At 71.8% G+C, this 25676-nt stretch carries 23 protein-coding genes; 18 read left to right on the forward strand and 5 right to left on the reverse strand.

Annotated features, from left to right (window positions below; all coding sequences use genetic code 11):
• Positions 1-23 precede the first annotated feature (23 nt).
• From ABZ794_RS19840 to ABZ794_RS19885, 10 genes are all read left to right on the forward strand, one after another.
• A complete protein-coding gene (locus ABZ794_RS19840; RefSeq protein WP_357516837.1) occupies positions 24-1268 on the forward strand; it encodes a cytochrome P450 in 1245 nt (414 codons plus the stop codon).
• A gap of 263 nt (positions 1269-1531) precedes the next feature.
• Positions 1532-2014 carry a helix-turn-helix transcriptional regulator gene (locus ABZ794_RS19845; RefSeq protein ID WP_210786122.1) on the forward strand — a complete coding sequence of 161 codons (483 nt, stop codon included), beginning with the start codon at positions 1532-1534 and terminating at the stop codon, positions 2012-2014.
• Between the two features lie 253 nt (positions 2015-2267).
• Positions 2268-4667 (forward strand): nitrate- and nitrite sensing domain-containing protein, encoded by a 2400-nt coding sequence (locus ABZ794_RS19850; RefSeq protein WP_357516839.1) that lies wholly within the window; start codon positions 2268-2270, stop codon positions 4665-4667.
• Positions 4668-4683: 16 nt separating this feature from the next.
• Complete coding sequence (locus tag ABZ794_RS19855) at positions 4684-5088, forward strand: roadblock/LC7 domain-containing protein (RefSeq protein ID WP_357516841.1); 405 nt, start codon at positions 4684-4686, stop codon at positions 5086-5088.
• Positions 5089-5141: 53 nt separating this feature from the next.
• Positions 5142-6335: an ABC transporter substrate-binding protein gene (locus ABZ794_RS19860; protein ID WP_357516842.1), complete on the forward strand. Its 1194-nt coding sequence runs from the start codon at positions 5142-5144 to the stop codon at positions 6333-6335.
• On the forward strand, positions 6332-7228 hold the full coding sequence (locus ABZ794_RS19865) for a branched-chain amino acid ABC transporter permease (protein ID WP_210786119.1): 897 nt from the start codon (positions 6332-6334) through the stop codon (positions 7226-7228). Before ABZ794_RS19860 ends, ABZ794_RS19865 begins: the two co-directional genes overlap by 4 nt.
• Positions 7225-8244, forward strand: coding sequence for a branched-chain amino acid ABC transporter permease (locus ABZ794_RS19870; protein ID WP_357516844.1), 1020 nt, complete (start codon positions 7225-7227; stop codon positions 8242-8244). Before ABZ794_RS19865 ends, ABZ794_RS19870 begins: the two co-directional genes overlap by 4 nt.
• A complete protein-coding gene (locus tag ABZ794_RS19875; protein ID WP_357516846.1) occupies positions 8241-8984 on the forward strand; it encodes an ABC transporter ATP-binding protein in 744 nt (247 codons plus the stop codon). Before ABZ794_RS19870 ends, ABZ794_RS19875 begins: the two co-directional genes overlap by 4 nt.
• Positions 8984-9754: an ABC transporter ATP-binding protein gene (locus tag ABZ794_RS19880; protein ID WP_357516848.1), complete on the forward strand. Its 771-nt coding sequence runs from the start codon at positions 8984-8986 to the stop codon at positions 9752-9754. Before ABZ794_RS19875 ends, ABZ794_RS19880 begins: the two co-directional genes overlap by 1 nt.
• 50 nt (positions 9755-9804) lie before the next feature.
• Entirely contained in the window at positions 9805-10608 is an 804-nt protein-coding gene (locus ABZ794_RS19885) for a methyltransferase domain-containing protein (RefSeq protein ID WP_357516850.1), read from the forward strand.
• Positions 10609-10914: 306 nt separating this feature from the next.
• Here ABZ794_RS19885 and ABZ794_RS19890 read toward each other — a convergent pair whose 3' ends face one another.
• Entirely contained in the window at positions 10915-11049 is a 135-nt protein-coding gene (locus ABZ794_RS19890; protein ID WP_357516851.1) for a hypothetical protein, read from the reverse strand.
• A gap of 6 nt (positions 11050-11055) precedes the next feature.
• Between ABZ794_RS19890 and ABZ794_RS19895 the strand changes: the two genes are divergently transcribed.
• The gene (locus ABZ794_RS19895) at positions 11056-11409 is read left to right on the forward strand and encodes a GNAT family N-acetyltransferase (RefSeq protein WP_357516853.1); all 354 of its coding nucleotides are present in this window, start codon (positions 11056-11058) and stop codon (positions 11407-11409) included.
• A gap of 94 nt (positions 11410-11503) precedes the next feature.
• Here ABZ794_RS19895 and ABZ794_RS19900 read toward each other — a convergent pair whose 3' ends face one another.
• The 3 genes from ABZ794_RS19900 to ABZ794_RS19910 all read right to left on the reverse strand — a co-directional run bounded on the left by ABZ794_RS19900 (position 11504) and on the right by ABZ794_RS19910 (position 14448).
• Positions 11504-12445 carry a hypothetical protein gene (locus tag ABZ794_RS19900; RefSeq protein ID WP_357516855.1) on the reverse strand — a complete coding sequence of 314 codons (942 nt, stop codon included), beginning with the start codon at positions 12443-12445 and terminating at the stop codon, positions 11504-11506.
• Positions 12446-12980: 535 nt separating this feature from the next.
• Positions 12981-13586 carry a dihydrofolate reductase family protein gene (locus tag ABZ794_RS19905; protein ID WP_210781136.1) on the reverse strand — a complete coding sequence of 202 codons (606 nt, stop codon included), beginning with the start codon at positions 13584-13586 and terminating at the stop codon, positions 12981-12983.
• A gap of 85 nt (positions 13587-13671) precedes the next feature.
• The gene (locus ABZ794_RS19910) at positions 13672-14448 is read right to left on the reverse strand and encodes a methyltransferase domain-containing protein (RefSeq protein WP_238689391.1); all 777 of its coding nucleotides are present in this window, start codon (positions 14446-14448) and stop codon (positions 13672-13674) included.
• A 206-nt stretch (positions 14449-14654) separates the two neighbouring features.
• Between ABZ794_RS19910 and ABZ794_RS19915 the strand changes: the two genes are divergently transcribed.
• The 3 genes from ABZ794_RS19915 to ABZ794_RS19925 all read left to right on the forward strand — a co-directional run bounded on the left by ABZ794_RS19915 (position 14655) and on the right by ABZ794_RS19925 (position 17458).
• Positions 14655-15536 carry a helix-turn-helix domain-containing protein gene (locus ABZ794_RS19915; RefSeq protein WP_357516858.1) on the forward strand — a complete coding sequence of 294 codons (882 nt, stop codon included), beginning with the start codon at positions 14655-14657 and terminating at the stop codon, positions 15534-15536.
• Between the two features lie 117 nt (positions 15537-15653).
• Positions 15654-16634 (forward strand): ATP-binding cassette domain-containing protein, encoded by a 981-nt coding sequence (locus tag ABZ794_RS19920; protein ID WP_238689390.1) that lies wholly within the window; start codon positions 15654-15656, stop codon positions 16632-16634.
• The gene (locus ABZ794_RS19925; protein ID WP_210781140.1) at positions 16631-17458 is read left to right on the forward strand and encodes an ABC transporter permease; all 828 of its coding nucleotides are present in this window, start codon (positions 16631-16633) and stop codon (positions 17456-17458) included. Before ABZ794_RS19920 ends, ABZ794_RS19925 begins: the two co-directional genes overlap by 4 nt.
• A 1-nt stretch (position 17459) precedes the next feature.
• On the opposite strand, the gene ABZ794_RS19930 is transcribed toward ABZ794_RS19925, so the two are convergent.
• Positions 17460-20639, reverse strand: coding sequence for a BTAD domain-containing putative transcriptional regulator (locus tag ABZ794_RS19930; protein ID WP_210781141.1), 3180 nt, complete (start codon positions 20637-20639; stop codon positions 17460-17462).
• Between the two features lie 113 nt (positions 20640-20752).
• On the opposite strand from ABZ794_RS19930, the gene ABZ794_RS19935 reads away from it, so the two are divergent.
• From ABZ794_RS19935 to ABZ794_RS19950, 4 genes are read left to right on the forward strand one after another with little or no spacing between them, the layout of a single operon-like run.
• Positions 20753-21586: an ABC transporter ATP-binding protein gene (locus tag ABZ794_RS19935; RefSeq protein WP_210781142.1), complete on the forward strand. Its 834-nt coding sequence runs from the start codon at positions 20753-20755 to the stop codon at positions 21584-21586.
• A gap of 31 nt (positions 21587-21617) precedes the next feature.
• Positions 21618-22601 (forward strand): iron-siderophore ABC transporter substrate-binding protein, encoded by a 984-nt coding sequence (locus ABZ794_RS19940; protein WP_210781143.1) that lies wholly within the window; start codon positions 21618-21620, stop codon positions 22599-22601.
• Positions 22602-22606: 5 nt separating this feature from the next.
• Positions 22607-24706 carry an iron ABC transporter permease gene (locus ABZ794_RS19945; protein ID WP_210781282.1) on the forward strand — a complete coding sequence of 700 codons (2100 nt, stop codon included), beginning with the start codon at positions 22607-22609 and terminating at the stop codon, positions 24704-24706.
• A 25-nt stretch (positions 24707-24731) separates the two neighbouring features.
• A complete protein-coding gene (locus tag ABZ794_RS19950) occupies positions 24732-25637 on the forward strand; it encodes a siderophore-interacting protein (RefSeq protein ID WP_238689384.1) in 906 nt (301 codons plus the stop codon).
• The last annotated feature ends 39 nt before the right edge of the window (positions 25638-25676 follow it).

Consider the following 25676-nt stretch of genomic DNA (forward strand, 5'->3'; position numbering starts at 1 on the left):
TCTATCTTACCGATCCGGCTAGCATGTGGCGGCGCATTGTCGACGATCCCGACGGGGTGCACTACGCCGAGGATCTGGGTCTGTGGTTGATCAGCCGGCACGCGGACGTCCGGCGGGCCCTCGCCGACGCCACGACATTCGCCAACGCCCTCACCCTCGCCCCGGTCTACGAGGTGTGTCCACCGGCACTGAACGTCATCATGCAGATCGACGCGCCACCCACGACGGCCGCCGCGGACCCACCGGCGCACCCGCGCACCCGGCGGGCCCTACGGGCGACCTTCGCGAACACCGCCGAGCGGGTCGAGGCCGAGTACGGGGCGATCATCCGACGCCGGGTCGACCAGTTGGTGTCCCGTCTCGCCGCCCGCCAGGGCGAACAGGTCGACCTGATCCCGGAGTTCGCGACCGAGCTTCCCCTGCTGGTGGTCCTGGACATCCTCGGGGTGCCCGACGCCGACATCGGGCGGATCCGGAGTTGGGCGGACGGGCAGATAGCCCTCATCTGGGGGCAGCCGGACCCGGCCGAGCAGGTACGCCTGGCCCAGGGCCTGCTGGAGTTCTGGCACTACTGCGAGGACCTGGTCCGCCAGCGGGTGGACAGTGGACACCGGGGCGAGGACTTCATCAGCCGCGCCCTGGACTACCGGGACGACGACGACAGCGTGCTGACGGTGCCCGAGGTGGCGAGCCTCGCCTTCAATCTCCTGGTCGCGGGTCACGAGACCACCGCCGGGCTGCTCGCGCACGCCCTCGACCAGGCCCTGTCCGCTCCCCAGCGCTGGTCGGCGATCACCGCGGACCCGGGGCTCGTCCCGGCCTTCGTGGGCGAGACGCTCCGGTTCGCGCCCGCCATCGACGGCTGGCTGCGGGTGACCACCCGGGATGTCACAGTGGGGGCGGTGACGATCCCCGCCGGGGCGCGTTGCCTGCTGTTGATCGGAGCGGCGAACCGGGACCCGGTGGCGTTCCACGACCCGGACCGGTTCGACCCATACCGGGCCGACGGGGGCAATCACCTGTCGTTCGGCCACGGTCCGCATTTCTGCATTGGCGCGGGATTGGCGCGACTTGAAGCCGGAATCGCCCTCAGCCGGCTCGCCGAAGCCATTCCCGGGCTGAGACTGTCACCGGAGCAACATCGCTCGTACAAACCCAATATCGCGTTTCGTGCGCACCGCACGTTGCTCGCGATAATCGACGTTCCGGCATCTGCGGGCGTGTCGGCGACACCGGATGGCGCGACGGCCGAAGTGCACGCCGCCTGAGCGGGCGCGGGCGCCAGCGGTGCTGACCTGCGGACGGGTCGACGGTGGGGTGGGGCCGGCGTCGAGCCGTTCCACCCGGCGCACGTCGGCGCCGGCACCGGTCCGGCGCGCACCTTTCCCGCTTTCCCCGACGATCCATACCGGTGAACGTCTTCACACCCATCGCTTCCTGGGTTAAGAATTGCCCTCTGTGAATGTTCAGCTCATCGGTCAATCTCGATCTGGCGTCCGCCGCTGAATGTCCGTTCCACGAAGGTGAGCGCATGGAGCACACGTCCCCGTCGAGCTCGGCGCACTCTGCGGCCAGTCAGCGGTTCCGACGGGAGTTGCGCGACTGCCGCGTCCAACGGGGCCTGACCCAACGAGCCCTGGCAGATCTGGTGCGGTTCAGCCGGGAGACCGTCGCGGCGGTCGAGTCAGGTCGCCGGTTCGGCAGCCACGAGTTCGCACAGCGCTGCGACGACGTGCTCGACACCGGTGGCCGGCTGGCCACGCTCTGGCCGCAGGTCGCGGCCGAGCAGTTGGCGGCCGACGGTCGCCGAGGCCCCCGCGCTCCGGAGCCGGCTCGACTGGATCGGCAGGTGCCGCGTCAACGTGGACGCCGTGACGCGCGCGACCCGGGCGCCGTGGTGGACGCGATCGACGAGCTGCGGGAGCTGATCGGCCAGGTGCTCAACGGTCAACCCGAACCGGATGGACCGGAGCGGCGGCAGCCGTCGGCCGAACCCCTCGACAACCAGCGCTGACCCGACGGATCCAGTCCGACCTCGCGGCGTCACCGGTTGCTGACGTTGGGTACAGATACTGGTACGGGCAGTTTGTACCACGGCCAGGTCTGGTCTACGAGCGCGGCTTCCGGCCGAATGGGACTTGCATTCGGCAACGTGCGGATAGACCGTCATCGACGAGTCGTGGGAGTCAATCTTGGCGTCGAGCACCCGGTCCCACGCGGCCAGACCCTACCCGACCCGCCGACGCGGTTGGAAGATAGCCGGCCGGATGCGCCTCATCGTCGCGGCCCCGCTCGTCGCCGTGATCGGCTTCGCCGGTCTCGCACTGACCGAGAGCGCACGCCAGACGGCCCGCGCCGGCGACCTGCAGATCCTGGCGCAGGTCGGTGCCGAGGCCGGCGACCTGGCCTACCGCCTGCAACGCGAACGCATCGCCGCCGCCGACCTGCTCACCCATGCCCGGCCGGAGCAGCAGGACGCCTTCGGCGTGGAGATGGCCGCCACCGATGACGCCGTCGCCCGCTACCGCGGGCAGCGTGACCGACTGTCCGGCGACAACGGCACCAACTCGGCTCTCCTGCGGCGTATCGACGCTGCCCTGGACGGCCTCGCCCCGCTGCGCACCCAGGTGCGCACCGCCACGCACGCGTCGGTGTCGGCGATGACCTTCAGCTACCGCATCGCCATCGCCGACCTCATCAACTTCCGGGAGAACGTCTCACACGGCGTGGTGGACGCCCCACTCGCCGACGGGATCCGGGCATCGGCGGCGCTGTCGAAGACGGCCGAGGCCATCGGTCAGCAGCAGGTGGCCGTGCTGCGCGCCGTCGCGGGCGGGGAACTGACCCCGGCCACGCAGCAGGACATCACGGCGGCCCGCACCAGCTACACCGAGTCGAGCCTGTCGTTCCTGGCCCTGGCCCCACCCGAGTGGAGCATCTGGTGGGAGCAGGCCGGCACCGGCAAGGAGGCGCTCACCCTGCAACGGATGCAGGACGAGGTGTCCCGGGCCCAGCCGGGGTCGCAACTGAAACTGGAGACCGACGCGTGGGTGTCCACCACCCAGACCCGCGCCGCCCGGCTGGCCGACCTGCGCGCCCGGGTCGACGACGCGGTCCGCGACGACGTTCGCGCCGCGCACGCCGACCAGCGCCGCCGGGCCGTGGCCGAGGCGGCCAGCGTCCTCCTGGCCCTGATCCTGACCGCGTTGGTGACCTGGGCCGTCGCACGGCAGATCACCCGACGGCTGCGCCGGCTACGGGACGCGGCCAACGCGGTCGCCTTCGAACAGCTACCCGCCGTGGTGGCCCAGCTCCAACAGCCCGGCAGCGCCGCCGTCGACCCACAGAAGCTGGCCCACCAGCAGTCCAGTGCCGCCCTCGAACCGTCCAGCGACGACGAGATCGGCGAACTGGGCCAGGCGTTCAGCGCCGTGCACCATGCCGCCGTGCGGACCGCCGCCGAACAGGCAGTCATGCGCGCCAACACCGCCGACATCTTCATCCACCTGAGCCGCCGCGAACAGCGACTGGTCGACGCCGTCCTGGCCCAGGTCGACCTGGTCGAGCGGGACGAAACCGACCCCGACCGGCTCGACCAGTTGTACACACTGGACAACCTGGCGACCCGGATGGGCCGGATCAACGCCAGCCTGCTGGTGCTCGGCGGTGTCGGCGTGGGTCGCGTACGCCAGCGCGACGTTCCGCTGCAACAGGTGCTCCAGGCGGCGCTGTCCCAGATCGAGCACTACGCGCGGGTCCGACTCGGCATGATCGACGGGGACGTCGCGGTGGCCGCCAAGACCGTCGACGAGGTCGTGCACCTGCTCGCCGAACTCATGGACAACGCCACGACGTACTCGCCGCCGGGCAGCGAGACCTGGGTGAGCGGCCGGAGCCTGGGAGACCGCGTCATCGTCCAGATCAGCGACGAGGGTGTGGGGCTGTCCACGCAGAGGATGCAGCAGCTCAACGAGCTGCTGGCCCACCCACCGGCCATCGACGTGGCCGCCGTACGGGCGATGGGGCTGGTCGTCGTGGGCCAGCTCGCGACCCGGCTGGGCGCCACCGTCCAACTGCGACGCGGTCCCCGACGCGGCGTCCTCGCCGAGGCGACACTGCCCGCGGCGATCATCCGGTCGCTGCCACCGGAGGAGTACCTGCTCGCACCCGGCCGGCTGTCGCGGCGGGCAGCGCGGACGCCCAGCCCGCCGCCGCCGTACCAGCCGCGCCCCGAACCCACCGCCGGACGCCCGCCGACCGAACGGACCCTGCCGGCCGCGCCGGTCTTCCGACCGGCTCCCCCACCCCCGGACCGGGGTGACGCGCCCACCGAGGAGCTGCTCATCTTCGAACAGGTCAACCACTGGTTCCAGAACGACGTCGTCGACGGGCAGAACGGCCAGAACGGCCAGCAGTGGTCCAGCCCCGCCGACGACGCCTGGCGTACGGCCGCCCAGGCGCACACCCCCGAGGTCGCCACGACCACCAACTCCGGCCTGCCCAAGCGGCAGCCGCAACGCCACCTCGTGCCCGGCGGTGTCACGGTGCCCCAACAGCAGCAACGGTCCGAGTACCGCGACCCCGCTCAGGTGGCCACGGCGATGGCCGCGTACGCGCGCGGCGTGGCGAACCGACGGCGCACCCCGATCAACCTCGGTAACAAATGACGCGACAGGAGAGCACGTGACCGACCAACAGGATCTCGGCTGGCTGCTGGACAACTTCGCCTCGCGCGCGACCGAGGTCAGCCACGCGATCGCCATTTCCAGCGACGGCCTGATGGTGGCCGCCACCCGCGACCTGCCACCGGACCGGGCCGACCAGCTGGCCGCCACGGGTAGCGGGCTGGTCAGCCTGTTGCGGGGGGCGGCGGCCTTCTTCGACGCCGGCGCGGTGATCTCCAACGTCACCCAGCTCGAGGGCGGGTTCATGTTCTCCATGGCCTTCAACGACGGCGCCTCGCTGCTGGTGCTCGCCGCGCCCGAGTGCGACGTGGGCAAGGTCTCCTACGAGATGACCGAGCTGGCCAACCGCATCGGGGACGCGCTGACCCCCGCTGCCCGAGCGGCGCTCGCCCGCAGCCGCTGACCACCCCGGCGCCCCCACGCCGGAGACCCCTTCCCCTTCCTCTGGAGTTAGACATGCCTCTCACCACGCCTTGGCGCAGCCGTGCCCTCACCGCCGCGCTGCTCGCCGCCGTGCTGACCACCAGCACGGCCTGCGGCGACGACGCTCCGGGCACGGGCGCCGGCGGCTCGATAAAGATCGGCCTGCTCGCGTCGCTGTCCGGGACGTACCAGGCGGTCGGTACGGAGATCCGCGACGGCTTCCAGCTCTACCTGGACACCCACGACGGCAAGTTGGGCGGCCGGCAGGTCGACCTCATCGTCGCGGACGAGGGCAACGGCGCCCAGACCGCCGTCCCGGCGGCGACCAAGCTGCTCAAGCAGGACCGGGTGTCCGCGCTGACCGGCATCGTCGGTGGCGGCTCGGTCGCCGGGGTCACCCCCGTGCTCAACGAGACCAAGGTGCCACTGGTCGGCTCTAACGGCCGACCGGAGCTCAAGGACGTCTCCCGGGTCTGGCACACCTCGTACCTCTCCGACGAGCCCGGGGAGGCGATCGCCCAGCACGTCCGCGACAACGTGAAGGGCTCCGTGTACGCGATCGGCCCGGACTACCAGGGCGGTTGGGACGAGCTGCGCGGCTTCACCGACGCGTTCGGCAAGATCGGCGGGAAGCTCGCGAACGCCGACGGAAAGACGACCTTCACGCCGTTCCCGGCCACCACCAACTTCCTCCCGTACTTCGCCCGCATCAAGGCATCCGGCGCGGCGGCCGTCTACACCTTCTACGCCGGCAGCGCCGCCGTCGACTTCGTGAAGCAGTACGCGCAGTCCGAGATCAGGGACGTCCCGTTGTACGCGGCCGGGTTCCTCACCGAGGGCGGCGTGCTCAACGCGCAGGGCGAGGCCGCCCGGGACATCTACTCGGTGCTCAACTACTCGCCCGACCTCGACAACGCGGAGAACCGCGCCTTCGTGGCCGCGTGGAAGGCGAAGCACGACGGTTCGCCGACGACCTACGCGCTCGCCTCGTACGACGCGGCGGCGGTGCTGGACCGGGCGATCGGCGCCGCCGGAAGCAACCCGACCCCCGAGGCCATCAACACGGCCATCGGTCAACTCGGCCAGATCGCCAGCCCGCGCGGTACCTGGCAGTTCTCCACCACCACGCACTCGCCCGTGCAGAAGTGGTACCTGCGGCAGGTCCGCCAGGACGGCCGGGCGCTGTCCAACACCGTCGTGGGCGACCTCGCGACCGTCGGCCGGTGATCGCGGTGGCGGCCGGCACGAACCGGATCGACCCGTACCTGATCCCGGCGTTGGACGGAGTCGCCTACGGGCTGCTCGTGTTCGTCGCCGCGTCGGGCCTGGTCTTCTGTTTCGGCGTCGCCAACATCCTCAACCTGGCGCACGGCCTGCTCTACGCGATCGGCGGGTACACCGCCGCGGCGCTGCTCGACGGCGGCTGGGTGAGCCTGGCGTTGGCCCTCGCCGTCGGTGTGCTGGCCGCCGCGGCGACGGGGGTGCTGCTGGCCGGCCTGCTCACACCGGTCGCCACCGGCAATCACCTGAGTCAGGCGCTGCTGACGTTCGGGGTGGCGCTGGCCGGCGGCAGCCTGCTCGTCGCCGGCTTCGGGCCCGACAACCCGCAGGTCCAGGTGCCCGCAGCCCTGGAGGGGTCGGTGATGGTCGCCGGTCACCGCTACGCCGCGTACCGGTTGGTGTTCATCGTCGTCGCGGCGGTGCTCGCCGCCGCCCTCTACCTGGTGGTGCGACGCACCAGGGCCGGGATGCTGGTCCGGGCGGCCGTCGACGACCCGGAGATGGTCGCCTGTCTGGGTGTGAGTCCGGCACGGATCCGGGCCGGTGTGCTCGCCGCCGCGGGTGCGCTGGCCGGCGCGGCCGGTGTCCTGGGCGCGCCCATCATCGGCCCCGGCACAGGCACCGCCGACACGGTGCTGCTGCTCTCCCTGGTGGTGGTCGTCCTCGGTGGTCTCGGGTCGATGGCGGGCACCCTGCTGGCCGCGCTCGCGATCGGCGAGATCCAGACGCTGGGGGTGGCGCTGCTGCCGTCCGCCGCGCCGTTTCTGCTGTTCGCCGCCATGGCGGCCGTGCTGGCCGTGCGGGCCCGTGGCCTGGCCGGCAGGTGGAGGGCGGCATGAGGGGTGAGGTGATCCGGCGGGTTCGGGGCGGCATCGCGGCGCTCGTCCTGGTCGGTCTGGTCGTGGCGCCCTGGGTTGTCGACGACTACACCACGGCGATCCTGGCCCGGACGCTGGCGCTGGCCCTGGTCGGGGTGAGCGTGGCGCTGCTCACCGGCGTCGCCGGCATGCCCACCCTCGGCCAGACCGCACCGTACGCGGCCGGCGCCTACGCCTGCGCCGTGGTCGGCAGCCGAGTCTCCGACGTCGGCGTCGTGCAGCTCGTCGTCGCGGCGGCCGCCGGGGCGCTGCTGGCCGCGCTCACCGTGCCGCTCGTCGTGCACGCCCGAGGGGTGATCGTCCTGATGATCACCCTGGCCATCGGTGAACTCGTCGTCATCGTCCTCGGGCGGTGGCGATCGGTGACCGGTGGCACCGACGGGCTGGCCGGCATCCCCGCGGTCCGCCCGTTCTGGGGGCTTCCGGCCCTGGCCAACGATCAGGCCCGTTACCTGTACGCCCTGGTCGTCGTGGCCACGCTGGTCGGCGCGGTGCTGGTGCTGCTGCGTACCCGGGCCGGGCTGGTGCTGCGTGCCGGCCGCGACGACGAGACGCGGTTGCGGGCCAGCGGTCACCGGGTGGCGCTGCACCTGTCCGGCGCGCACATCGCCGCCGGGGCGATCGCCGGTGCCGCCGGCTCGCTCCTGGTCGTCGCCCAGCAGTACATCTCCCCCGCCGACTTCGGCTTCGACACGTCCGCGCTGCTGCTGCTCGGTGTCGTCATCGGTGGCACCGCCTCGGTGGGTGGCGCCCTGGTGGGCGCGGCGTTGGTCATCGCCGCCCGGGACTGGCTGTTCGGGGTGCTGCCGGGCCACGCGCCACTGGTGCTGGGCGCGCTGTTCGTGGCGACTGTCTACCTGCTGCCCACCGGCGTCAACCGGGCCCGGGGACGGCTCCGCCCGCCGGGAGCCCCGGCGCTACAGCCGGAGCAGCCAGCCGCCCATGACCAGGCCACCGTTGCGGAGCTGCACCGATGACCGGCCTGCTGGAAGCCCAGGGGATCAGCGTGCGGTACGGCTCACTCGCCGCACTCGACGGCGTGGACCTGCGCATCCATGACGGCCAACGGCACGCGTTGATCGGCCCGAACGGGGCCGGCAAGACGACCCTGCTCAACGTGCTCGGCGGGTCCACCAGGCCGCAACGCGGCTCGGTGCGGTTCGACGGGCGGGACGTCGGTCGGCTCGGCCCGGCGGCCCGGGCCCGGCGGGGCATCAACCGCATCCACCAACGTCCCGCGGTCTTTCCGACGCTCACCGCGACGGAGAACGTCGTGGTGGCTGCGCTGCCCCGGGTCATCCCGAGCCGCCGGTGGTGGCCGGGCGGCCGCCGACGCGCCGCGCAGCGCCTGGCCGGCCCGTTGCTGGACCAGATGGGGCTCACCGCCGTCGCGGCGGTGCCGGCCGGGCACCTCGCGCACGGGCAACGACGCCAGTTGGAGATCGCGATGGCGCTGGCCGGTCGCCCCCGCCTGCTGCTCCTCGACGAACCGGCGGCCGGGCTGTCCGCCATCGAGGTCGGCCGGCTGGTCGAGTTGCTCCAGGCGCTGCCCAGGGCGGTCGCCGTGTTGCTTGTCGAACACCGACTGGACCTGGTGTACGCCCTCTCCGACACGGTCACGGTGCTGCGCGACGGTCAGAGGTTGGCCGCCGGCACGCCTGACGAGATCCGTACCTCGCCGCTGGTGCGGCAGGCCTACGCCGACGGGGTGGCCTGATGCTCACTGTGGATCGTCTCTGCGCCGGCTACGGCGGGGGAATCGTCCTGCACGAGGTCAGCCTGCGGGTACGCCCGGGCAGCATCCAGGCAGTGGTGGGCCGCAACGGGGCGGGCAAGAGCACACTCGTGCACACCATCGCCGGGCTGGTGCGGGCGTCCAGCGGTCGCGTCGAGATCGGCGGCGTGCACGTCGCCGGCCGACAACCTCATCGCATCGCCCAGTCCGGCGTCGGTCTCGTCCCGCAGGGTCGACGGGTCTTCTCCCGGTTGACGGTGGCCGAGCACCTGCACCTGGCGGCCGCGCCGTGGCGGGCCCCCACCTCCGGCGGCGGGGGCTGGACGGTCGCCCGGACCCTGGAACTGCTGCCAAGGTTGGCGGTGCGGCTGCGACACCGCGGCTGCGAACTATCCGGCGGTGAGCAGCAGATGCTGGCGATAGCCCGTGCGCTGCTCGGCCAACCCCGGGTGCTGCTGCTCGACGAACCCTGTGAGGGGCTCTCGCCCGATCTGGCGGCGCGGGTCCGCGAACTCGTCAACGGTCTCGCCGCCGACGGCCTGACCGTGCTGCTCGTGGAGCAGCAGCTCCAGCACGCGATCGAACTCGCGGACCGGGTGGCGGTGCTGGAGTACGGCCGGGTGGTCTACGACCGGCCGACTGCGGAGGCCCGCCGCGACCCGGCCCCACTGGCGGCGATGTTGAGCGTCGCCGCCGTTGCGCCGCCCCCGGCCAACCGACCGACCCCTCGGCTCTGGGCCGACACCCCGTAGTCAACGACCCTTCACGAGTCACCCGACCCTTCACGGAGAGGTAGACACCGATGACAACCGCTACGAGCGATGACACGTACACGTTCGACAACGGCGCACCGGACGCCGTTCCCCAGATGCATGCGCTGGAGTCCTTCCTGGATCCGATCACGACGCGTCGGCTGGCCCGCCCGGTGCTGGAACCGGGCGCGACCTGCTGGGAGGTCGGGGCCGGTGGCGGCTCGATGGCCCGGCGGATGGCCCGCGCGGTCGGCGACGACGGTCACGTGCTGGCCACCGACATCGACCCCACCCACCTGGTGGCCGAGGGCAACCTGCACGTACGCCGGCACGACGTGCGCACCGAAGCGCCACCCGGGGACGCGTTCGACCTGATCCACGCCCGGCTGGTGCTGCTGCACCTCCCCGATCGGCGACGGGTCCTGCGCACCCTCACCGGCGCGCTGGCGCCGGGCGGGTGGCTGGTGGTCGAGGAGTTCGACTGCACCGCGCCGCAGCGGGTGCTGACCGCGCCCAGCGACGACGCCGCGAAGCTCTTCGCGCAGGTCATGGACGCCATGATGGGTGTCCTGGAGGACCACGGCGCCGACCTGGGCTGGGCGCAGGACGTACACACCGAGATGGCTCTCGCCGGTCTGACCGACCTGGACACCATCACCCACTCGCAGAGCTGGGCCGGCGGGTCGACCGGAACGTCGCTCTACGAGACCAACTCCCGCCAGTTGGAACCGGACCTGCTGGCGGCCGGGCTGTCGCCCCAGCAACTGCACGCCTTCCGGCGGCTGCTCCGTGACCCCGGGTTCGCCGTCATGTCGTACCACTTCGTCTCCACGCGGGGCCGCCTACCGAGCTGAGCAGGTGGACCGCCGCGCGGAGCGCGGTCACGCCGTCCGTACCTCTCCCGCCGCAGCACCTCCCCCCCGCTGCGCTCCGGACAGCTCTACGACGGCGTCGACCGCACCGGCCGGGCTCCCCGCAAGGGAGCCCGGCCGGCCCGCGCCCCGCGCCCCGCGCCCCGCCGATCTTGCAGTTTCGGTTGCCTATACGAGTGGAATGGTCCCTATGTCGGGGCAGAAAATGCAAGATCGCGGCACGCGGGCGGGCTTTTATCGCCCACCACAACTCCATGATCGACGAGGTGACGCGGGGTTGATGGACAACTACTCCACCTGACGCGATGGTGTTGCTGTCAGATCGTCAGACTTGCCGAAGAGCGGGACTTCAACGGCTTCCTTGGTCTGGCGGCCGAGGTCGAGTGCTGGTTCGGCCCGATGGTCGAGGATCGTGGCTTCCATGACGCGGTGCGCAAGCACATTCGTCGGACCACAGCGATCGTTGCTTTCTCCTCCGGGTCCGATCTCCTGGGTGGGTTGTTGTTCACGGCGAAGGTTCCGACCCACCACGTCCACTGGCTTGTCGTTGCTGAGCAGTCACGGGGAAAGGGTGTTGGTCGTGCACTGATGACAGCAGCGATGCGCAGGTTTGTACCGGGCTCAGGTTCCGTCGAAGTGGTCACCTTTGGTGCCGATCACCCGGGCGCCTGCGTCAGCGGTGCGCGTGCCTTCTACGAACGCCTTGGTTTCACCCCTGCCGAGGCCGTCGATCCCGGTCCGGAGGGCGGTTCCCGGCAGGTCTTTCGCCTGGCCGTCGCCTGATCCATCCGACGGCGGTCTAGACAACGAAGCTGTTCAGGAGGATCTGACCGGGGCCCGGAGGAGACGATGCGGGCACACCGAGGCGGGCCCTGGCTCAGCGCGGAGTGGTCTCCTGGTCGGCCAGGACAATCAGGTCGTCGGGGCGGGCCGACAGCGGCGCCGTCGCCCCGTCGAGCCACACGAGATAGCCCACCGGCGGACCTGACCGACCCCACCGGGCACCGATGATCGTGGCCGACCCCGCGTGGTGCGGCTGCCTGAGCAGGCGTACCCGGGTGCCCGGCGCGTGTCCGTCGTCGGCGACGATGAGCAGCGCGTCAAGGATCTGCCGGGCACCGCCAACGGGCAGCCCCGGAACGTACGGCTCGCCCGCGGACCCGAGACGCGGCGTCATCATCGTGCTCAACAGCGCGGTCTGCCGGATCGCCTCCTGGCGGACCTGCCCGTCCACGCTACGTTCGACAGTGGTCAGCGCCTGCTGGATGCGCGACCAGAGGGCCATCGGCTCCTGGTCGAGCAGCCGGCGGGCCTCGCGGTCGATGTCGGCGCAGGCCGTGTCGAGCGCGGTGTCCTCGCCGAGTTCCGCGATCCAGGCGAGGTCCCCGACCTCGGGCAGCAACCCTGGCGACTCGGCCACGATCACGATGTACAGCATCGCGAGCAGTTCCTCGCGGCCCTCGCCGTGATAGAGCGAGTCCACCCCGCTGCCGGTACGCCCACGGCTGGGCGGGAACCGCCCGACGAGGTGCTGCGCGCGACCATGCGGCAGGACCGCGGCCCGCCTGGTGTCCGCCACCCGCTCCTCGAACGACCGCCGCTCACGGCGTTCGACGAGCAGTTGGCGGTGCGGGTCGAACCCGATCGGATAGATCGTTCGCCCGTACCTGGAGAGGGTTTCGCCGGGCCGAAGGCCGACCGACTCGAGCTGCCGGGCGGCCTCCGAGTAGGCGACGCCAGCCCGGGCTGCATGTTCACGGATGGCGCGCTTGCGGGCGCGTCCCGGAGCTGGGGTCCGTCGGGGGGTGGAATCAGACATGACGCCTCCGGTGCAGCCCCACGCACTCCACCGAACAGGCGGCGTGACCGGCACGCCGGGAGTCGACGGATCGGCGCGGAGTCGGAGACTCTTGGCCCCAGGCATGTGGTCGGGCGTGGGCCACCACATCGGGCGCTGGCAGGCGCTCTGCCGTGGCCAGCATATCGTGACGCCGACCGTTGGAACCCGTGCCCTATACAGCTCGTCAGTCAAGGTACTCTTCGGACCAATTGGTGATCACTCACGCTTTCCATCCGTTGGAAGGTCAGCGCTTGACCGTGCTGTTTTCGCAGCGCAAGCGCACTGGGCTGTTCTTCATGTGCGAGGTCGAGGGGGGTGGCGGGACACCGTGGCTCAGGAGTGGACCGACCGCGGCGTGCCCGCCTCAGCTGGTCGCCTAGCGGTGGATGGCTTGACGGCGGCGCGGTCACTCGTCGACGCCATCGACCCCAGCGGAGCGCGGCCCAGCGGTCGATGCAGCAGCCGGGCCCACGAATAGTCAGCTCTGACGGACTGCGGCACCCCTTGTCGTGTTTCAGGTGGTGGCGTACTGCGGGCGCCCGGCGGGTCGGTAGACCTGGAGCGTTATGCCCTTCGGGAAGACTTGCGAGTCGACCAGGTCCAGTGCGATATCTGGGCCGGTGTCGGGGAACATGCGCATGCCTTGGCCGACGACCACCGGGACGATGAGCAGGTTCATCTCATCGACGAGGTCGTTTTCGAGCAGCCACCGGGTCAGGATGGCGCTGCCGTGCACCTGCAGCTCACCCGCCGGCTTGGCTTTCAGCTCGCGGATGGCCGCCGCGGGGTCACCGGAGAGGGTGATCGTGTTCGCCCATTGCGGGTCGGTGAGCGTGGTCGATGCGACGTATTTGGGCTTGGTGTTCAAGGCACCGACGATGGGGTTTTCCAGGTCTTCTCTCACGCCCCAGTAGCCGGCGAACAGTTCGTAGGTCCGCCGACCGAACAGGAACGCGTCAGCGCGCTGGTAGGTCTGGTCGACGAACGTCATGGCCTCGTTGTCGAAAAGCGGCCGGGCCCATCCGCCGCGCTCCATTCCAGGGTCGAGGATCGGATGCCGCCCGCCGTTTGCCTGCATCACGCCGTCGACAGACACCTGCGTGGTGGTCGTCAGTTTCATGATCGTGGTTCCCTTCTCGTTGGTTGGTCGTCCTTCGTGGGGTCGTCATTCGGCAGGGCCGGACCGCCCACGCCGAAGCCGCGGGTCATCGCGCCCGCTGCGCGAGATAGCAGCGGAAGACGAGGCCCAGGCGGATGGTCCCGTCGGCTCGTGATCGCGGCGCGAAGAAGGACCCCAGCGCCGCTTCCACGGCCGCGCGGCCGGAGTGGCGGACCGCCGCGCTGACTGGGCCGGCCGGCATCTGGGCGGCGATCGCCTCGTTCTGGTCGTTGAATTCGATGTCGAACGCGATGTCGGTCGACGTGACGGATGCGAACCCGGCGTCGAGCAGGGCGCTGCGAGCCGCGTCCGCGTCGGCGAGGTCGAGGGTGCTGCGGTCGGGCACTTCGTCGTGCGGAGCCAGTGGATTGATCAGTGCTGCGCTTTCGGCCTGTTCGGGACCGACGCCTACGGTTACGACGGCACAGCCTGCGGGGGCGGTCACGCGCGTGATCTCGGCGAGCGCGTGGCGGGGGTCGGCGGCGTAGAGCACCGAGTTGAACGCGGTGACGATATCGAAGCCGCTGTCGCTGAACGGTATGTGCTCCATGTCGTCGACGACGTAGCGGGCCGCCGGGCGTCGGCAGCGTGCGTACTCGACGAGTCCCGGGGCCGCGTCCAGCCCGACGACGTCAGCGCCGCGCTGGGCGGCAAGCTCCGCGAACAGGCCCGAGCCGCAGCCAACGTCGAGGAGCCGCGTGCCGGGGCGAAGGTGAAGGCGTTCGAGCACACGCATGTACAGCGGCCGGATGCGGCCCTCCGCGGTCTGCGCCCAGCCCTGCGGATCGCTGCTCCAGAGCCGGCCTTGGATGGTCGCGTTCACCGTGCGCTCGCACGGGCCGGACCCTGGCGTCGATCTTGGGGTGGTTGAGCGGGGCCCGGTCGGCGGTCGGGTGTCGGCGGCCCCGTCAAACAGAAGGTCATGAAGTCGAACATGGCCAAACCGTACGGCCGGATTCGCTCCGCGCTCTTGAACAAACCGGGCGTCCTTCTCGCGGCCGACCAACCCGCGCGCGACATACTGGTCACGTGACCAGCGACCCGTTCTCCGCCCACGCCGCGGGCGGGCAGAGCTACGTCGAGCGCTCGCCCGCTCCGGCGTTGCGCGAGCTCGTCTCGTCGGTCTGGGTGCAGCAGGTCGGGCGCGACGCCGCGCCGTACGTCCACCGGCGCATCCCCAGCGGCGCTGTCGAACTCGTATGCAGGGTTGGCGCGGCCCCGCAGGTGATCGGCCCGCTTACCGAGCCGCTGGTCGAGGTACTTCAGCCGGGCACCACGATTCTCGGCGTGCGCTTCGTGCCAGGCGCCTTCCCGATGGTCGCGGGACAGCCCACGTCCGAGGTCGTCGGACTCACACTGGACGCCGAACAGCTGTGGGGCCGCTCTGCCGCCGCACTCGGCGACGTGGTCGGCACGGCGGCCTCGCTCCAGGAAGCGCTCGCCGCCGTGCAGCTCTACGTGCAGGAGCGCGCCAGCGCCGGCCAGCCCGCAGACTCGCTCGTGTCCGAGGCGGTGCGCGGTCTCATGCCGTGGCGCACGGTCGACGTGACGTCGCTGAGGGCGTCTCTGCACATCTCCGAGACGCAGCTGCGGCGCCGCTGCCGGACGGCGATCGGGCTCGCGCCGAAGTCGCTGCACCGGATACTGCGCTTTCAGGGCTTCCTCGCGCTCGTCCAGCAGGCGATCGCCCAGGGCCTCGCGGCGACGGACGACGGGCTCGGGCTGCTCGCCCTCCGCGCCGGCTACGCCGACCAGCCTCACCTCACACGCGAGTGCGTCCGGCTCACCGGCGTCTCGCCGCACGTGTTCATCGCCGAGACACAACAGACCTGCGCCTCCGGGCACGATCACTCGGCGTCGTTCGCGCCCGTGCTGCGCGCCGAGACCGAAACACTGCCCACCCGGGCATAGCGCAGCGCCCGTCGGTGTGGATGTGCATGCCTCCTCGGCGGCTCCGATGTCAGCCCGTGTCGGCCCGTGTCGGTGCCGTGTCGGGGCGGTGTCAGCGGGCCCGCACAGACTGGGCGCATGACAGCTGACCTGGTGATCGAGGCTGAGGGCCTCGTGAAGACGTTTGGGAAGACGAGGGCGCTTCAAGGCGTGGACCTCGCCGTGCCCCGCGGGACGGTGCTCGGGGTGCTCGGCCCCAACGGCGCCGGCAAGACCACCGCCGTGCGCATCCTCTCCACACTGCTCACCCCGGACGGCGGGACCGCCCGGATCAGCGGTTTCGACGTGGTACGGGACGCCGAACGCGTTCGGCAGAGTATCGGCCTCACCGGCCAGTACGCCTCGGTCGACGAGGATCTGACCGGGCGGCAGAACCTGGAGCTGTTCGGCACCCTGCTGGAACTGGGGCGCGCCGGCGCCCGGCGACGGGCCGCCGAGCTGCTCGACTGGTTCGACCTGACCGATGCGGCGAACCGTCAGGCCAAGACCTACTCCGGGGGCATGCGGCGACGGCTGGACCTGGCCGCCAGCCTGGTCGGCTCCCCCGACGTGATCTTCCTGGACGAGCCGACGACCGGGCTCGACCCGGCCAAGCGCGAGGACATGTGGGACGTGGTCCGAACGCTTGTCAACAACGGTTCGACGGTGCTGCTGACCACCCAGTACCTGGAGGAGGCCGACGCGCTCGCCGACGCGATCACGGTGATCGACCACGGCCGGGTCATCGCGCACGACACCCCCGAAGGGCTCAAGCGGGTGGTCGGCGGGCAGACCCTGGAGGTCCGGCCGTCCGATCCGGCTCAGCTGCCCCGCACCGCGGACATCCTGACCCAGGTCGGCTCCGGCGCGCAGGCCGACGAGATCCGCAAGGGCGTGCTCGCGGTGCCGGTCACCGACGACGCGGCCCTGACCGAGAGCGTCGCGCGGTTCGCCACGGCCGGCATCGCGGTCACCGAACTCTCCCTGCACCTGCCGAGCCTCGACGAGGTGTTCTTCACCCTCACCGGGCGTACGGCATCAGAAGACGACACCACCCGCCCCACGGAGGTCGCGGCATGAGCACTCTGACCGACACCGCGCCCACGAGAAGCCGGGCGCTCTCGACAACCGCGCCGAATCCTCGGCCGTTCCGGCTGGTGCGGCACTCGTTGGCGCTCGCCAAGCGCAGCCTCATCAAGACCTGGCGTACGCCCGAGGCGCTCATCGACGTCACCCTGCAACCGGTGCTGTTCCTCATCATCTTCGTGTACGTCTTCGGCGGCGCCGTCGCCGGATCGACCCACGACTACCTTCAGTTCCTGCTCCCCGGCATTCTGGCGCAGACGATCGCGACCGGTGCCATCGCGATCGGCGTCAACCTCAACACCGACATCGCCAAGGGCATCTTCGACAGGTTCCGGTCATTGCCGATCCCCCGCTCCGCACCTCTGGTCGGCGCGGTCCTCGGCGATGTCGTCCGGTACGTCATCGTCACCGTGTCGACCCTCGCGATCGGCTACGTGATGGGTTTCCGGATCGACACCGACCTGTTCCGGGCGATCGCCGGGTGTCTGCTCGCTGTGCTGTTCGCGCTCTGCCTGAGCTGGCTGCCGGTGCTGGTGTCGATGAAGGTGCGGACCGCGGGCGCCGTGCAGGGGGTGATGTTCGCGTTGATCATGCCGCTGAGCTTCGCGTCCAACGTGTTCGTCGGCGCCGACACCCTGCCGGGCTGGATGCAGGCGTTCGTGGACGTCAACCCGATGACCCACCTGGTGGCGTCGGTACGCGGGCTGTTCCTCGGCACCCCGCTGGGCAACCACGTGTGGTGGACGCTCGCCTGGTGCGCCGGCTTCGTTGCGGTGTTCATGCCACTGGCGCTGCGGGCGTACCGCAAGAAGATCTGACCTACGCGAGCAGGTCGTCCATCAGCTCGCGGATCCGGCTGACGGCCGCGGCGGGTGGCCGCTCGCGCCACGCGGCCAGCAACGGCTCACGCTGCTCCTCGTTCCCGAGGATGGCGTTGAGCCGTTCGCCGTTTTCAAAGGGGAAGAACATCTCGATCTGGGTGCCGATCCGCTTCGCGAGTACGGCCAGTTCGCGGGCGGCCTCGACGTCACCCCGGTACGCCGCGAACTCCGCGCCGCCCGACGCCCACGCCCCGATCACCGGCAGGTCCCGTGAGGTCAGCGCGTCCTCGCGGGCGAGCGACAGCATCGCGGCCGCCTGGATGGTGGCGTCGGTGCCCGACACCCGCCCAACCTGGGCCACCCGCAGGTAGATGATCGCCGCCGTGGCTCGGAGCATCACGCGCGGCTGTGGCTGCGGCCCGACCCAGCCGGCGAGGACGCGCGTCACCTCGTCGGCGTGGGCGAGCGCCTCGTCGTACCGCTCACGCTGCCAGGCGAGGTGCGCCAGGCCGAGCAGCGCCTGCGCGGCGTCGATCTGCTCGGCCTGGCCCAGGGCGGCCGTCTCGCCCAGTCGCCGCTCCGCCTCCGCGTCGCCGGTCAGGGCCAGTTGCACGTCCAGCCGTACCCGGATCGACCGGGCGTCCTGCGTGGCGCCGACCAACTCCATGTGCCGGACACTGCGGGTCAGCCACTCGGCCGACCGGGCGTCTCCGCCCGGGACCAGGAACTGCCCGACCGCACCCGCCGCCATCGCCATGCCCCAGTGGTCGCCGGCGGCCTCGAAGCGGTGGTAAGCCTGCTCGGCGTCGCTGATCGACGCTTCCGGCAGGCCGCCGTTCTCCCGTACCGCCGCGCGCGCGAAGAGCCCCAGCCCCTGCACGTACGGGTCTGGGTGCGCGACCATCTCGGTCGCGCTCTTCAGGCTCTGCTCCACGTCGGCGGCGTCGAAGCCGGGCAGTGCCGACGCGATAGCGGTCAGCCGGGACGACACCTCGGCGGGACGTTCGGTCAGGAGCGTCCGCAGCGCCCGCCGGGCGAGCACGGCGGGCCGCAGGTCGGCGCTGACGCCGGCGTTCACGCTGATCACCACGCACGTCCAGGCCAGCCGTTCGGCGTTGGGAAGTGGCCGGCCGCTGGCCGCGCCGCGCAGGATCGTCGACCGCAGCCGCCGCTGCGGGTCGTCGATGTGCAGCAGCCCGCGCGCCCAGGCGAGGACCTCCAGGTGCAGGCCCCGCACCGACCAGAGGTGGAACAGGGCGGTGGCGACGTCGACGGCGGCGGGCTCGTCGTCCGCTGCCATTGCCCATCGCAGGCCCGCGACCAGGTTGTCCTGCTCGGCGGCGCAACGGTGCAGCGCCTCGACCTGGCCGGGGCCGATGAAGTGGGCGGCCAGCACGACGGCCTGCTTCCGCGCCCACCTGACCAGGCCGGCCATGGCCTGGTCCCGGGCGCCGGCCGCGTCCAGCCGGGCCTCGCCGTACTCACGGACCGTTTCGAGCATGCGGTAGCGCGGCGGGCCGTCCCCCTCGACCAGGGACAACAGGGATTGTTCGACGAGGGTCGCCAGGCCGCGACGCACGTCCGAGGCCTGCGCGACGGCGGCGGCGAGGTCCGCTGTAAACGGCGCGGGAATGACCGCGACCCGCTGGAGCAGGTCCCGGTCGGCCTCGGCGAGCAGTTCCCTGCTCCAGTCGACAAGCGCCCACAGGCTCGCGTGCCGCTCAGGCAGGCCGCGCAGGGCGTCGTCGAGCAGCGCGAACCGGTCGGTCAGCCCGGCGAGTACGTCGTCGATCGGCATGTGCCGCAGTCGCGCGGCGGCCAGTTCGAGCGCCAACGGCAGGTTGTCGAGTCGGTGGCACAGGGCGAGCGCCCGCTCGGTGTCCCAGGTCGGCACGGCGCCACCGGCTTGTGCCCGGGACTCGACCAGCGCGAGCGCGTCGGCGTCCGGCAACGCGGTCAGCCGGTGCACCAGCTCGCCGACCAGGCCCAGTGGGGCGCGGCTCGTCGCGAGCACCGCGACCTCCGGCGAGGCCGCCGCGACCAGGTCCGCGACGACGACGGCCACCGCGTCGAGCACGTGCTCGCAGTTGTCCAGCACCACCAGACCGTCGAGGTCCGGCGCCACGGCCCGCAGCCGCTCCTCGGGGCTGAGGACCCGCCGTTCCAGACCCAGGTTGCCTCCGGTCGCCGTGGTGTCCGCGCCGCCGAGCGCCCCGAGCACAGTGGGCAGCACCTCGTCGGGCGAGCGCAGGCCAGCGAGTTCGATCACGCGTACCGCCCGCCCACCCGCTGCCGTACGCCTGGCCACCTCGGCGGCGAGCCGGGTCTTGCCCGCCCCGCCGGTCGCCACGATCGTCACGACGGGTGTCTCGGCGAGCGCGTCGGTGACGGCCTTGACGTCCCGCTCCCGCCCGACGAGGGCGGCCATGGGGCGGCGCCACGCGGCGGGCAGCGTGATCCGCGCCTGTTGCCGGGGCGGCGCCGCGACGGGCGGTGCGGTGAGTTCACCGCGCAGCAACGCCAGGTGGACGCTCGTGATCACGGGCGACGGGTCGGTGCCGTAGCGCTCGGCCAGCTCGGCGCGCAGCCGCTCGACCACCTCCAGCGCCTCCGCCTCCCGTCCCTGCGCGGCGAGCACCCGGACGAGCAGGGCGGCGGACGGCTCGTCCGGCGGTGTCTTCGCGACGAGTCGGCCCAGGTCGACCTCGTCGAACGGGCCCACGCCGGCGAGTGCCGCCTGCGCGCGCAGCGCGGCGACCTCCGCGAACAGGCGGCTGTCCTCGGCGCTGACCAGCTCCGGCACCTCGGGGAACAGGGCCCGCGCCTGATCGGCCAGGCCGCGGGCGGCATTGACGTCACCGCATCGGAGCGTGGCGCCTGCCTGGTCGACGAGCGCGCGCGCCTCGACCGCGTCGACGGTGATCTCCTCGGCGGGCAGCCGGTATCCGCCCGGCACCGCGACCACGGGCAGCCCGAGACGGCGTACCCGGGACACGAGGGCCTGGACGGCGCCGGTCGCGTCGTCGGGTGGCGCGCCGTCCCAGACGGCGTCCACGAGCAGGCTCACGGAGACCGCCCGGCCCCGCGCGTCGACGAGCGCGCGGAGCACCGCCGCGAGCCGTTCACCCCGAACGGGCTGGCCGTCGACGGCGAGTGGGCCGAGGGTCGCGATCTGCACGGACCCAGCATCCCCCACGCGCGCACGGGCCCGACGACCACCGGTCCGCTAGGCCGGTCGCCGCCCCGTGACCGGCTTGACAGGCCGTCATCTGGTTAGGTTAGCCTAACCTCATGCAGAGCGAGTTGGCGTCGGTCAACGGGGAGCGCAGCCTGTCCGGCGTCGACCTCCGTCTGGGCTATCACGGTGTGCCGGTGGTGCACGGTGCCGAGATCAACCTCCGCGCGGGCGCCGTCACCGCACTGGTGGGGCCCAACGGCAGCGGCAAGTCCACACTGCTGCGGGCCCTGGCCCGGCTGCATCCGATCGAGGCCGGAATCGTGCACCTCGCCGACGGCGTCACGGCCGCCAGCCTCGCGGCCCGGGATTTCGCCCGGCGGGTCACCCTGCTCGCCCAGAGCCGGCCGGTGCCCAGCGGCGTCACCGTCCACGACGTCGTCGGCTACGGCCGCCACCCCTACCGGGGGCGCTGGCGCACCGAGGACCCGGACGGTCCCGCCGCCATCGCACGCGCCATGGACGTCACCGGCGTCGCCACGATGGCCGACCGTCCCGTCGACGAACTCTCCGGAGGCGAGTTGCAGCGGGTCTGGTTGGCCACCTGCCTCGCCCAGGACACCCCGGTTCTACTCCTCGACGAACCCACCACATTCCTCGACCTGCGCTACCAGGTGGAGATCCTCGACCTGGTCCGTGACCTCGCGGACGATCACGGCGTCGCCGTCGGCGTCGTGCTGCACGACCTCAACCAGGCAGCCGCCGTGGCGGACGAGGTGGTCCTGTTGCAGCAGGGCCGGGTCCGCGCCACCGGCACCCCGGCAACGGTGTTCACCGAGAACGCCCTCACCGAGACCTACGGGATCCGCATCGAGGTGACCACCGATCCGGTCAGTGGACTGGTCACCACCCGCCCGGTCGGGCGGCACCAGATCCGCGCCCTGGTCTGAGCACCCCCATCCACAGCAGAGAAAGACCGTCATGACCCGTACCCGTTTCACCGCCCTCATCGCCGTCGTGGCCGCGCTGACGCTCGGCGCCTGCGGCACCACCGAGAACGCCGCAGCCCCCGACACCTCCGCCTCGGCGTCCGGCGGCCCGGTCACCGTCACCGACAGCAGGGGCAAGGAGATCACCCTCAAGGCGCCGGCGACCAAGGTCGTCGGGCTTGAGTGGGGCGAGGTCGAGCTGCTGGTCAGCCTGGGCGTCATGCCCGTCGGTGTCGCCGACCCCAAGGGCTACGGCACCTGGGTCACCTCCGCGAAGCTCGACCCGGGCGTCAAGGACGTCGGGGTCCGCGGGGAGCCCAGCGTCGACGCGATCGTCGCCCTCCAGCCCGACCTCGTCGTGATGGAGGACGACCGGGGCGCCACCATCGTCAGTCAGCTGGAGAAGTTCGTACCAGTGGTGGTCGCCAAGGGCAGTGACGCCACCGACAACCTCGGCCGGATGCGCACCGACCTCAACATGATCGCGAAGGCGGTCGGCAAGACCACCGAGGCGGAGAAGCTGCTCGCCGACTTCGACGCGGCCATCGCCGACGGCAAGAAGAAGATCGCCGACGCGGGTGCCGCCGGCCGACCGTTCGCCATCGCCGACGGCTGGAAGGAGGGCAGCACCGTCAGCATCCGGATGTTCGGCACTGGCGCGCTGGTCTCCCAGATCGGCATCCAACTCGGCCTCACCAACGCCTGGACCGGCAAGACCGATGAGGTGTGGGGCCTGGGCCAGACCGACGTCGAGGGCATGACGGTCCTCAAGGACCCGAACACGCACCTCTTCTACAACGCCTCCGACGGCGACGACGTGTTCGCCGACGGTCTCGCCGGCAACGCCATCTGGAAGTCGCTGCCCTTCGTGCAGAAGGGCAACCTGCACAAGATGCCCAACGGCATCTGGACCTTCGGCGGTCCGCTCTCCGGTAAGCAGTACATCGACGAACTCGTCAAGACGTACACGGTGTGAGCGTGCTGAACGCACCCCCGCGCCCGGAGCCGGCCACCCGGCCGGCTCCGGGCGGAAGCCCGGCCGTGCCCCGCATCGCCGTCGTCTTCGTCGCCGCGATCCTGCTGCTGCTCGTGGTCGGCGCGGTGCACCTCACCCAGGGCACCTCGAACGTCGGCGCCCTCGACCTGCTGCGGCTCGCGACCGGCGCCGACGACGAGGCAGCCCGCGTCCTGATCGCGTCCCGGCTGCCCCGGCTGCTCGCCGGGCTCGCCATCGGCGTGGCGCTCGGGTTCGCCGGGGCGGCGTTGCAGTCGATCGCCCGCAACCCGCTCGCCTCCCCCGACACCCTCGCTGTCAACGCGGGCGCCCACCTGGCGATCGTCGCCGTCGCCGCGTTCGGCGTGTCGCTGCCCGCGCTGCCGGCCGGCGGCCTCGCCTTCTGCGGCGGACTGGCCGCCGCCGGCCTGGTGATGGCGATGTCCTCCGGTGGGCAGGCCGGCACCACCCGGCTGATCCTCGCCGGCTCGGCGACCGCGCTGGCGCTCGGGTCGGTGACCACACTGCTGCTGCTCCTGTTCGAGCAGGCCACCATCGGGCTGTTCGCCTGGGGGAACGGCTCGCTGGTGCAGAGCGACCTGACCGCGCTGACCCAACTCGCTCCGGTGATCGTCGGCGCCGCCATCGTGCTCGTGCTGCTCGGGCACCGCCTCGACATCCTCGCCCTCGGCGACGACACCGCCACGGTGCTCGGCCTCGACGTGCGGCGCACCCGGCTCACCGTCATGGTGCTGGCCGTGCTGCTCTCCGCCGCGGCCGTCACCCTCACCGGCCCGGTCGGCTTCGTCGGCCTGTGCGCACCGGTGATCGTTCGGCTGCTCGCCCCGGTGGTGCCGGGGGTGCACCGGCACCGCGTCCTGCTGCCGTTGTCCGGCATCGCCGGGGTCATCATCGTGCTCGGCTCCGACGTGCTGCTGCGGGCCGTGATGGGCGGGCAGGCCGGTGTCGACATCCCCACCGGAGTGGTCACCACCCTGTTCGGCGCGGCGATCCTCATCTGGCTGGCCCGCCGGCACCGCGACGCCGGCCCCACCCGTCGTCCGCCCGGCGGGCACGCCGCCGTCCGCTCCGCCGCCTTCCACCGCGGCGTCGTCGCCGTCACCGCCGTCCTGACCGTCTGCGCCGTGGCGGTCGGCATGCTCGCCGGTGACACCTGGGTGCTGCTGGGCGACGTCGTCAACTGGGTCAACGGCACCACCGGGCCCGCGTACACCTTTGTGCTGGACCAGCGGTGGCCGCGCGTCGCCGCGGCGGTCCTGGCCGGCGCGGCGCTCGCGGTCGCCGGCACCACAGTGCAGGCGGTCTGCCGCAATCCGCTGGCCGAACCCGGCATCCTCGGCATCACCGCCGGCGCCGGGCTCGGCGCGGTCTCCCTGCTCACCTTCGTGCCGCTGGCCGGGGTGTGGGCCGTCTCCGGCGTCGCCGGGCTCGGCGCGATGCTGGCGTTCGCCCTGGTCTACGGCCTGGCCTGGCGCGGCGGACTGAGCTCCGACCGACTGGTGCTGATCGGTTTCGGCGCCTGGCAGGGCGGCATGGCGGTCATCACCTACCTGGTCGTGGCCTTCGACCCGTGGAACACCGGGAAGGCGTTGACCTGGCTGTCCGGCTCCACCTACGGTCGGATGCCCACCCAGGTGCTGCCGGTGCTGATCGCCCTGCTGGTGCTCACTCCGGCCGTGGTCGCCGCCCGCCGGGAGCTCGACCTGATGGCGCTGGACGACGACACCCCCCGGGTGCTGGGCGTCCGGCTGGAACGCACCCGGTTGATCGCGCTCGGCGCGGCGGCGCTGCTCACCTCCACCGCCGTCTCGGCCGTCGGGGTCATCGGTTTCGTCGGTCTGGTCGCCCCGCACGCCGCGCGGGCGCTCGTCGGCGGCCGGCACTCCCGGGTACTTCCGGTGGCCGCCCTGCTCGGCGCTGCGCTGGTCAGCATCGCCGACACCTTCGGTCGGACGGTCATCGCGCCGGCCCAGATCCCCGCCGGCCTGGTCACCGCCATGATCGGCACCCCGTACTTCGTCTGGCTGCTGTGGCGCTCCCGCGCCGTGGCGAGCACCACCCGGTAGCGCCGCCCGAGTCGAGAGAGGCACCATGACCGAGACCCTGCCCATCGCCCCGTGGCGCGTGTTCGCCGTCACCGTCCGGGCGGTACGCCGCCTGAGCCCTTCCTTCACCCGGGTGACCTTCACCGGGGCGAACCTGGACCGCTTCGCCGACAACGGCTACGACCAGCGGATCAAGCTGGCGCTGCCGCTGCCCGGTCAGGACCGGGCGACCCTGCCGGACGGCGCGGACTGGTACGCGACGTGGCGGGCCCTGCCCGAGCACCTGCGCAACCCGATACGCACCTACACGGTGCGGGCGGTCCGCCCCCACCTGGCCGAGGTGGACGTCGACCTGGTGCTGCACGGCGACAGTGGCCCGGCGACGCGCTGGGCTCGGCGGGCCAGCGTCGGCGACGAGATCGCCCTGGTCGGGCCGGATGCCGGCTTCGACGGCAACCACGGCGGAGTCGAGTTTCGACAGCCCACCGGCGGCACGCTGTTACTGGCCGGGGACGAGACCGCCGTGCCGGCGATCAGCAGCATCTGCGAGCGGCTCCCCCTCGACGCCCGGGGCACTGTCGTGCTGGAGGTGCCCGACGCCGCCGACGTGCTGCCGCTGCTCGCGCCGCCTGGCGTCGAGGTTCGCTGGCTGGCCCGGGGCGCCGACGGGTACGGCAGCCGGCTGGTGCCCGCCGTCGTCGCGGCGGCCGGAGAGCTGCTGGCCCCCGGCGTGTCGACGGCCGCCCAGCCCGTGCCGGACGTCGACGTGGACACCGAGATCCTGTGGGAGGTGCCCGAGCAGGTGGCCTCGGCGCCGCTCTACGCGTGGCTGGCCGGGGAGGCCGGTGTCATCCGTAACCTGCGCCGGCACCTGGTCGCCGAGCGGGGTCTGGACCGGCGGGCGGTGGCCTTCATGGGCTACTGGCGTCTCGGCCACGCCGACGCCGACTGACAGCGCCGCGAGGCGCACCACGCCGGGAGGCCGCGAGGT

Origin of the sequence: Micromonospora sp. NPDC047187, from assembly GCF_040643355.1 — a bacterium.
GTDB classification, from domain to species: domain Bacteria; phylum Actinomycetota; class Actinomycetes; order Mycobacteriales; family Micromonosporaceae; genus Micromonospora; species Micromonospora salmantinae.

Excerpts from the sequence above, each read along its gene's own strand:
- ABZ794_RS19840 (WP_357516837.1), top strand. The coding sequence starts at position 24 with ATGTGGCGGCGCATTGTCGACGATCCCGACGGGGTGCACTACGCCGAG.
- ABZ794_RS19845 (WP_210786122.1), top strand. The coding sequence starts at position 1,532 with ATGGAGCACACGTCCCCGTCGAGCTCGGCGCACTCTGCGGCCAGTCAG.
- ABZ794_RS19850 (WP_357516839.1), top strand. The coding sequence starts at position 2,268 with ATGCGCCTCATCGTCGCGGCCCCGCTCGTCGCCGTGATCGGCTTCGCC.
- ABZ794_RS19860 (WP_357516842.1), top strand. The coding sequence starts at position 5,142 with ATGCCTCTCACCACGCCTTGGCGCAGCCGTGCCCTCACCGCCGCGCTG.
- ABZ794_RS19870 (WP_357516844.1), top strand. The coding sequence starts at position 7,225 with ATGAGGGGTGAGGTGATCCGGCGGGTTCGGGGCGGCATCGCGGCGCTC.
- ABZ794_RS19875 (WP_357516846.1), top strand. The coding sequence starts at position 8,241 with ATGACCGGCCTGCTGGAAGCCCAGGGGATCAGCGTGCGGTACGGCTCA.
- ABZ794_RS19880 (WP_357516848.1), top strand. The coding sequence starts at position 8,984 with ATGCTCACTGTGGATCGTCTCTGCGCCGGCTACGGCGGGGGAATCGTC.
- ABZ794_RS19885 (WP_357516850.1), top strand. The coding sequence starts at position 9,805 with ATGACAACCGCTACGAGCGATGACACGTACACGTTCGACAACGGCGCA.
- ABZ794_RS19890 (WP_357516851.1), bottom strand. The coding sequence starts at position 11,049 with ATGGAAGCCACGATCCTCGACCATCGGGCCGAACCAGCACTCGACCTC.
- ABZ794_RS19900 (WP_357516855.1), bottom strand. The coding sequence starts at position 12,445 with ATGTCTGATTCCACCCCCCGACGGACCCCAGCTCCGGGACGCGCCCGC.
- ABZ794_RS19905 (WP_210781136.1), bottom strand. The coding sequence starts at position 13,586 with ATGAAACTGACGACCACCACGCAGGTGTCTGTCGACGGCGTGATGCAG.
- ABZ794_RS19920 (WP_238689390.1), top strand. The coding sequence starts at position 15,654 with ATGACAGCTGACCTGGTGATCGAGGCTGAGGGCCTCGTGAAGACGTTT.
- ABZ794_RS19925 (WP_210781140.1), top strand. The coding sequence starts at position 16,631 with ATGAGCACTCTGACCGACACCGCGCCCACGAGAAGCCGGGCGCTCTCG.
- ABZ794_RS19935 (WP_210781142.1), top strand. The coding sequence starts at position 20,753 with ATGCAGAGCGAGTTGGCGTCGGTCAACGGGGAGCGCAGCCTGTCCGGC.
- ABZ794_RS19940 (WP_210781143.1), top strand. The coding sequence starts at position 21,618 with ATGACCCGTACCCGTTTCACCGCCCTCATCGCCGTCGTGGCCGCGCTG.
- ABZ794_RS19950 (WP_238689384.1), top strand. The coding sequence starts at position 24,732 with ATGACCGAGACCCTGCCCATCGCCCCGTGGCGCGTGTTCGCCGTCACC.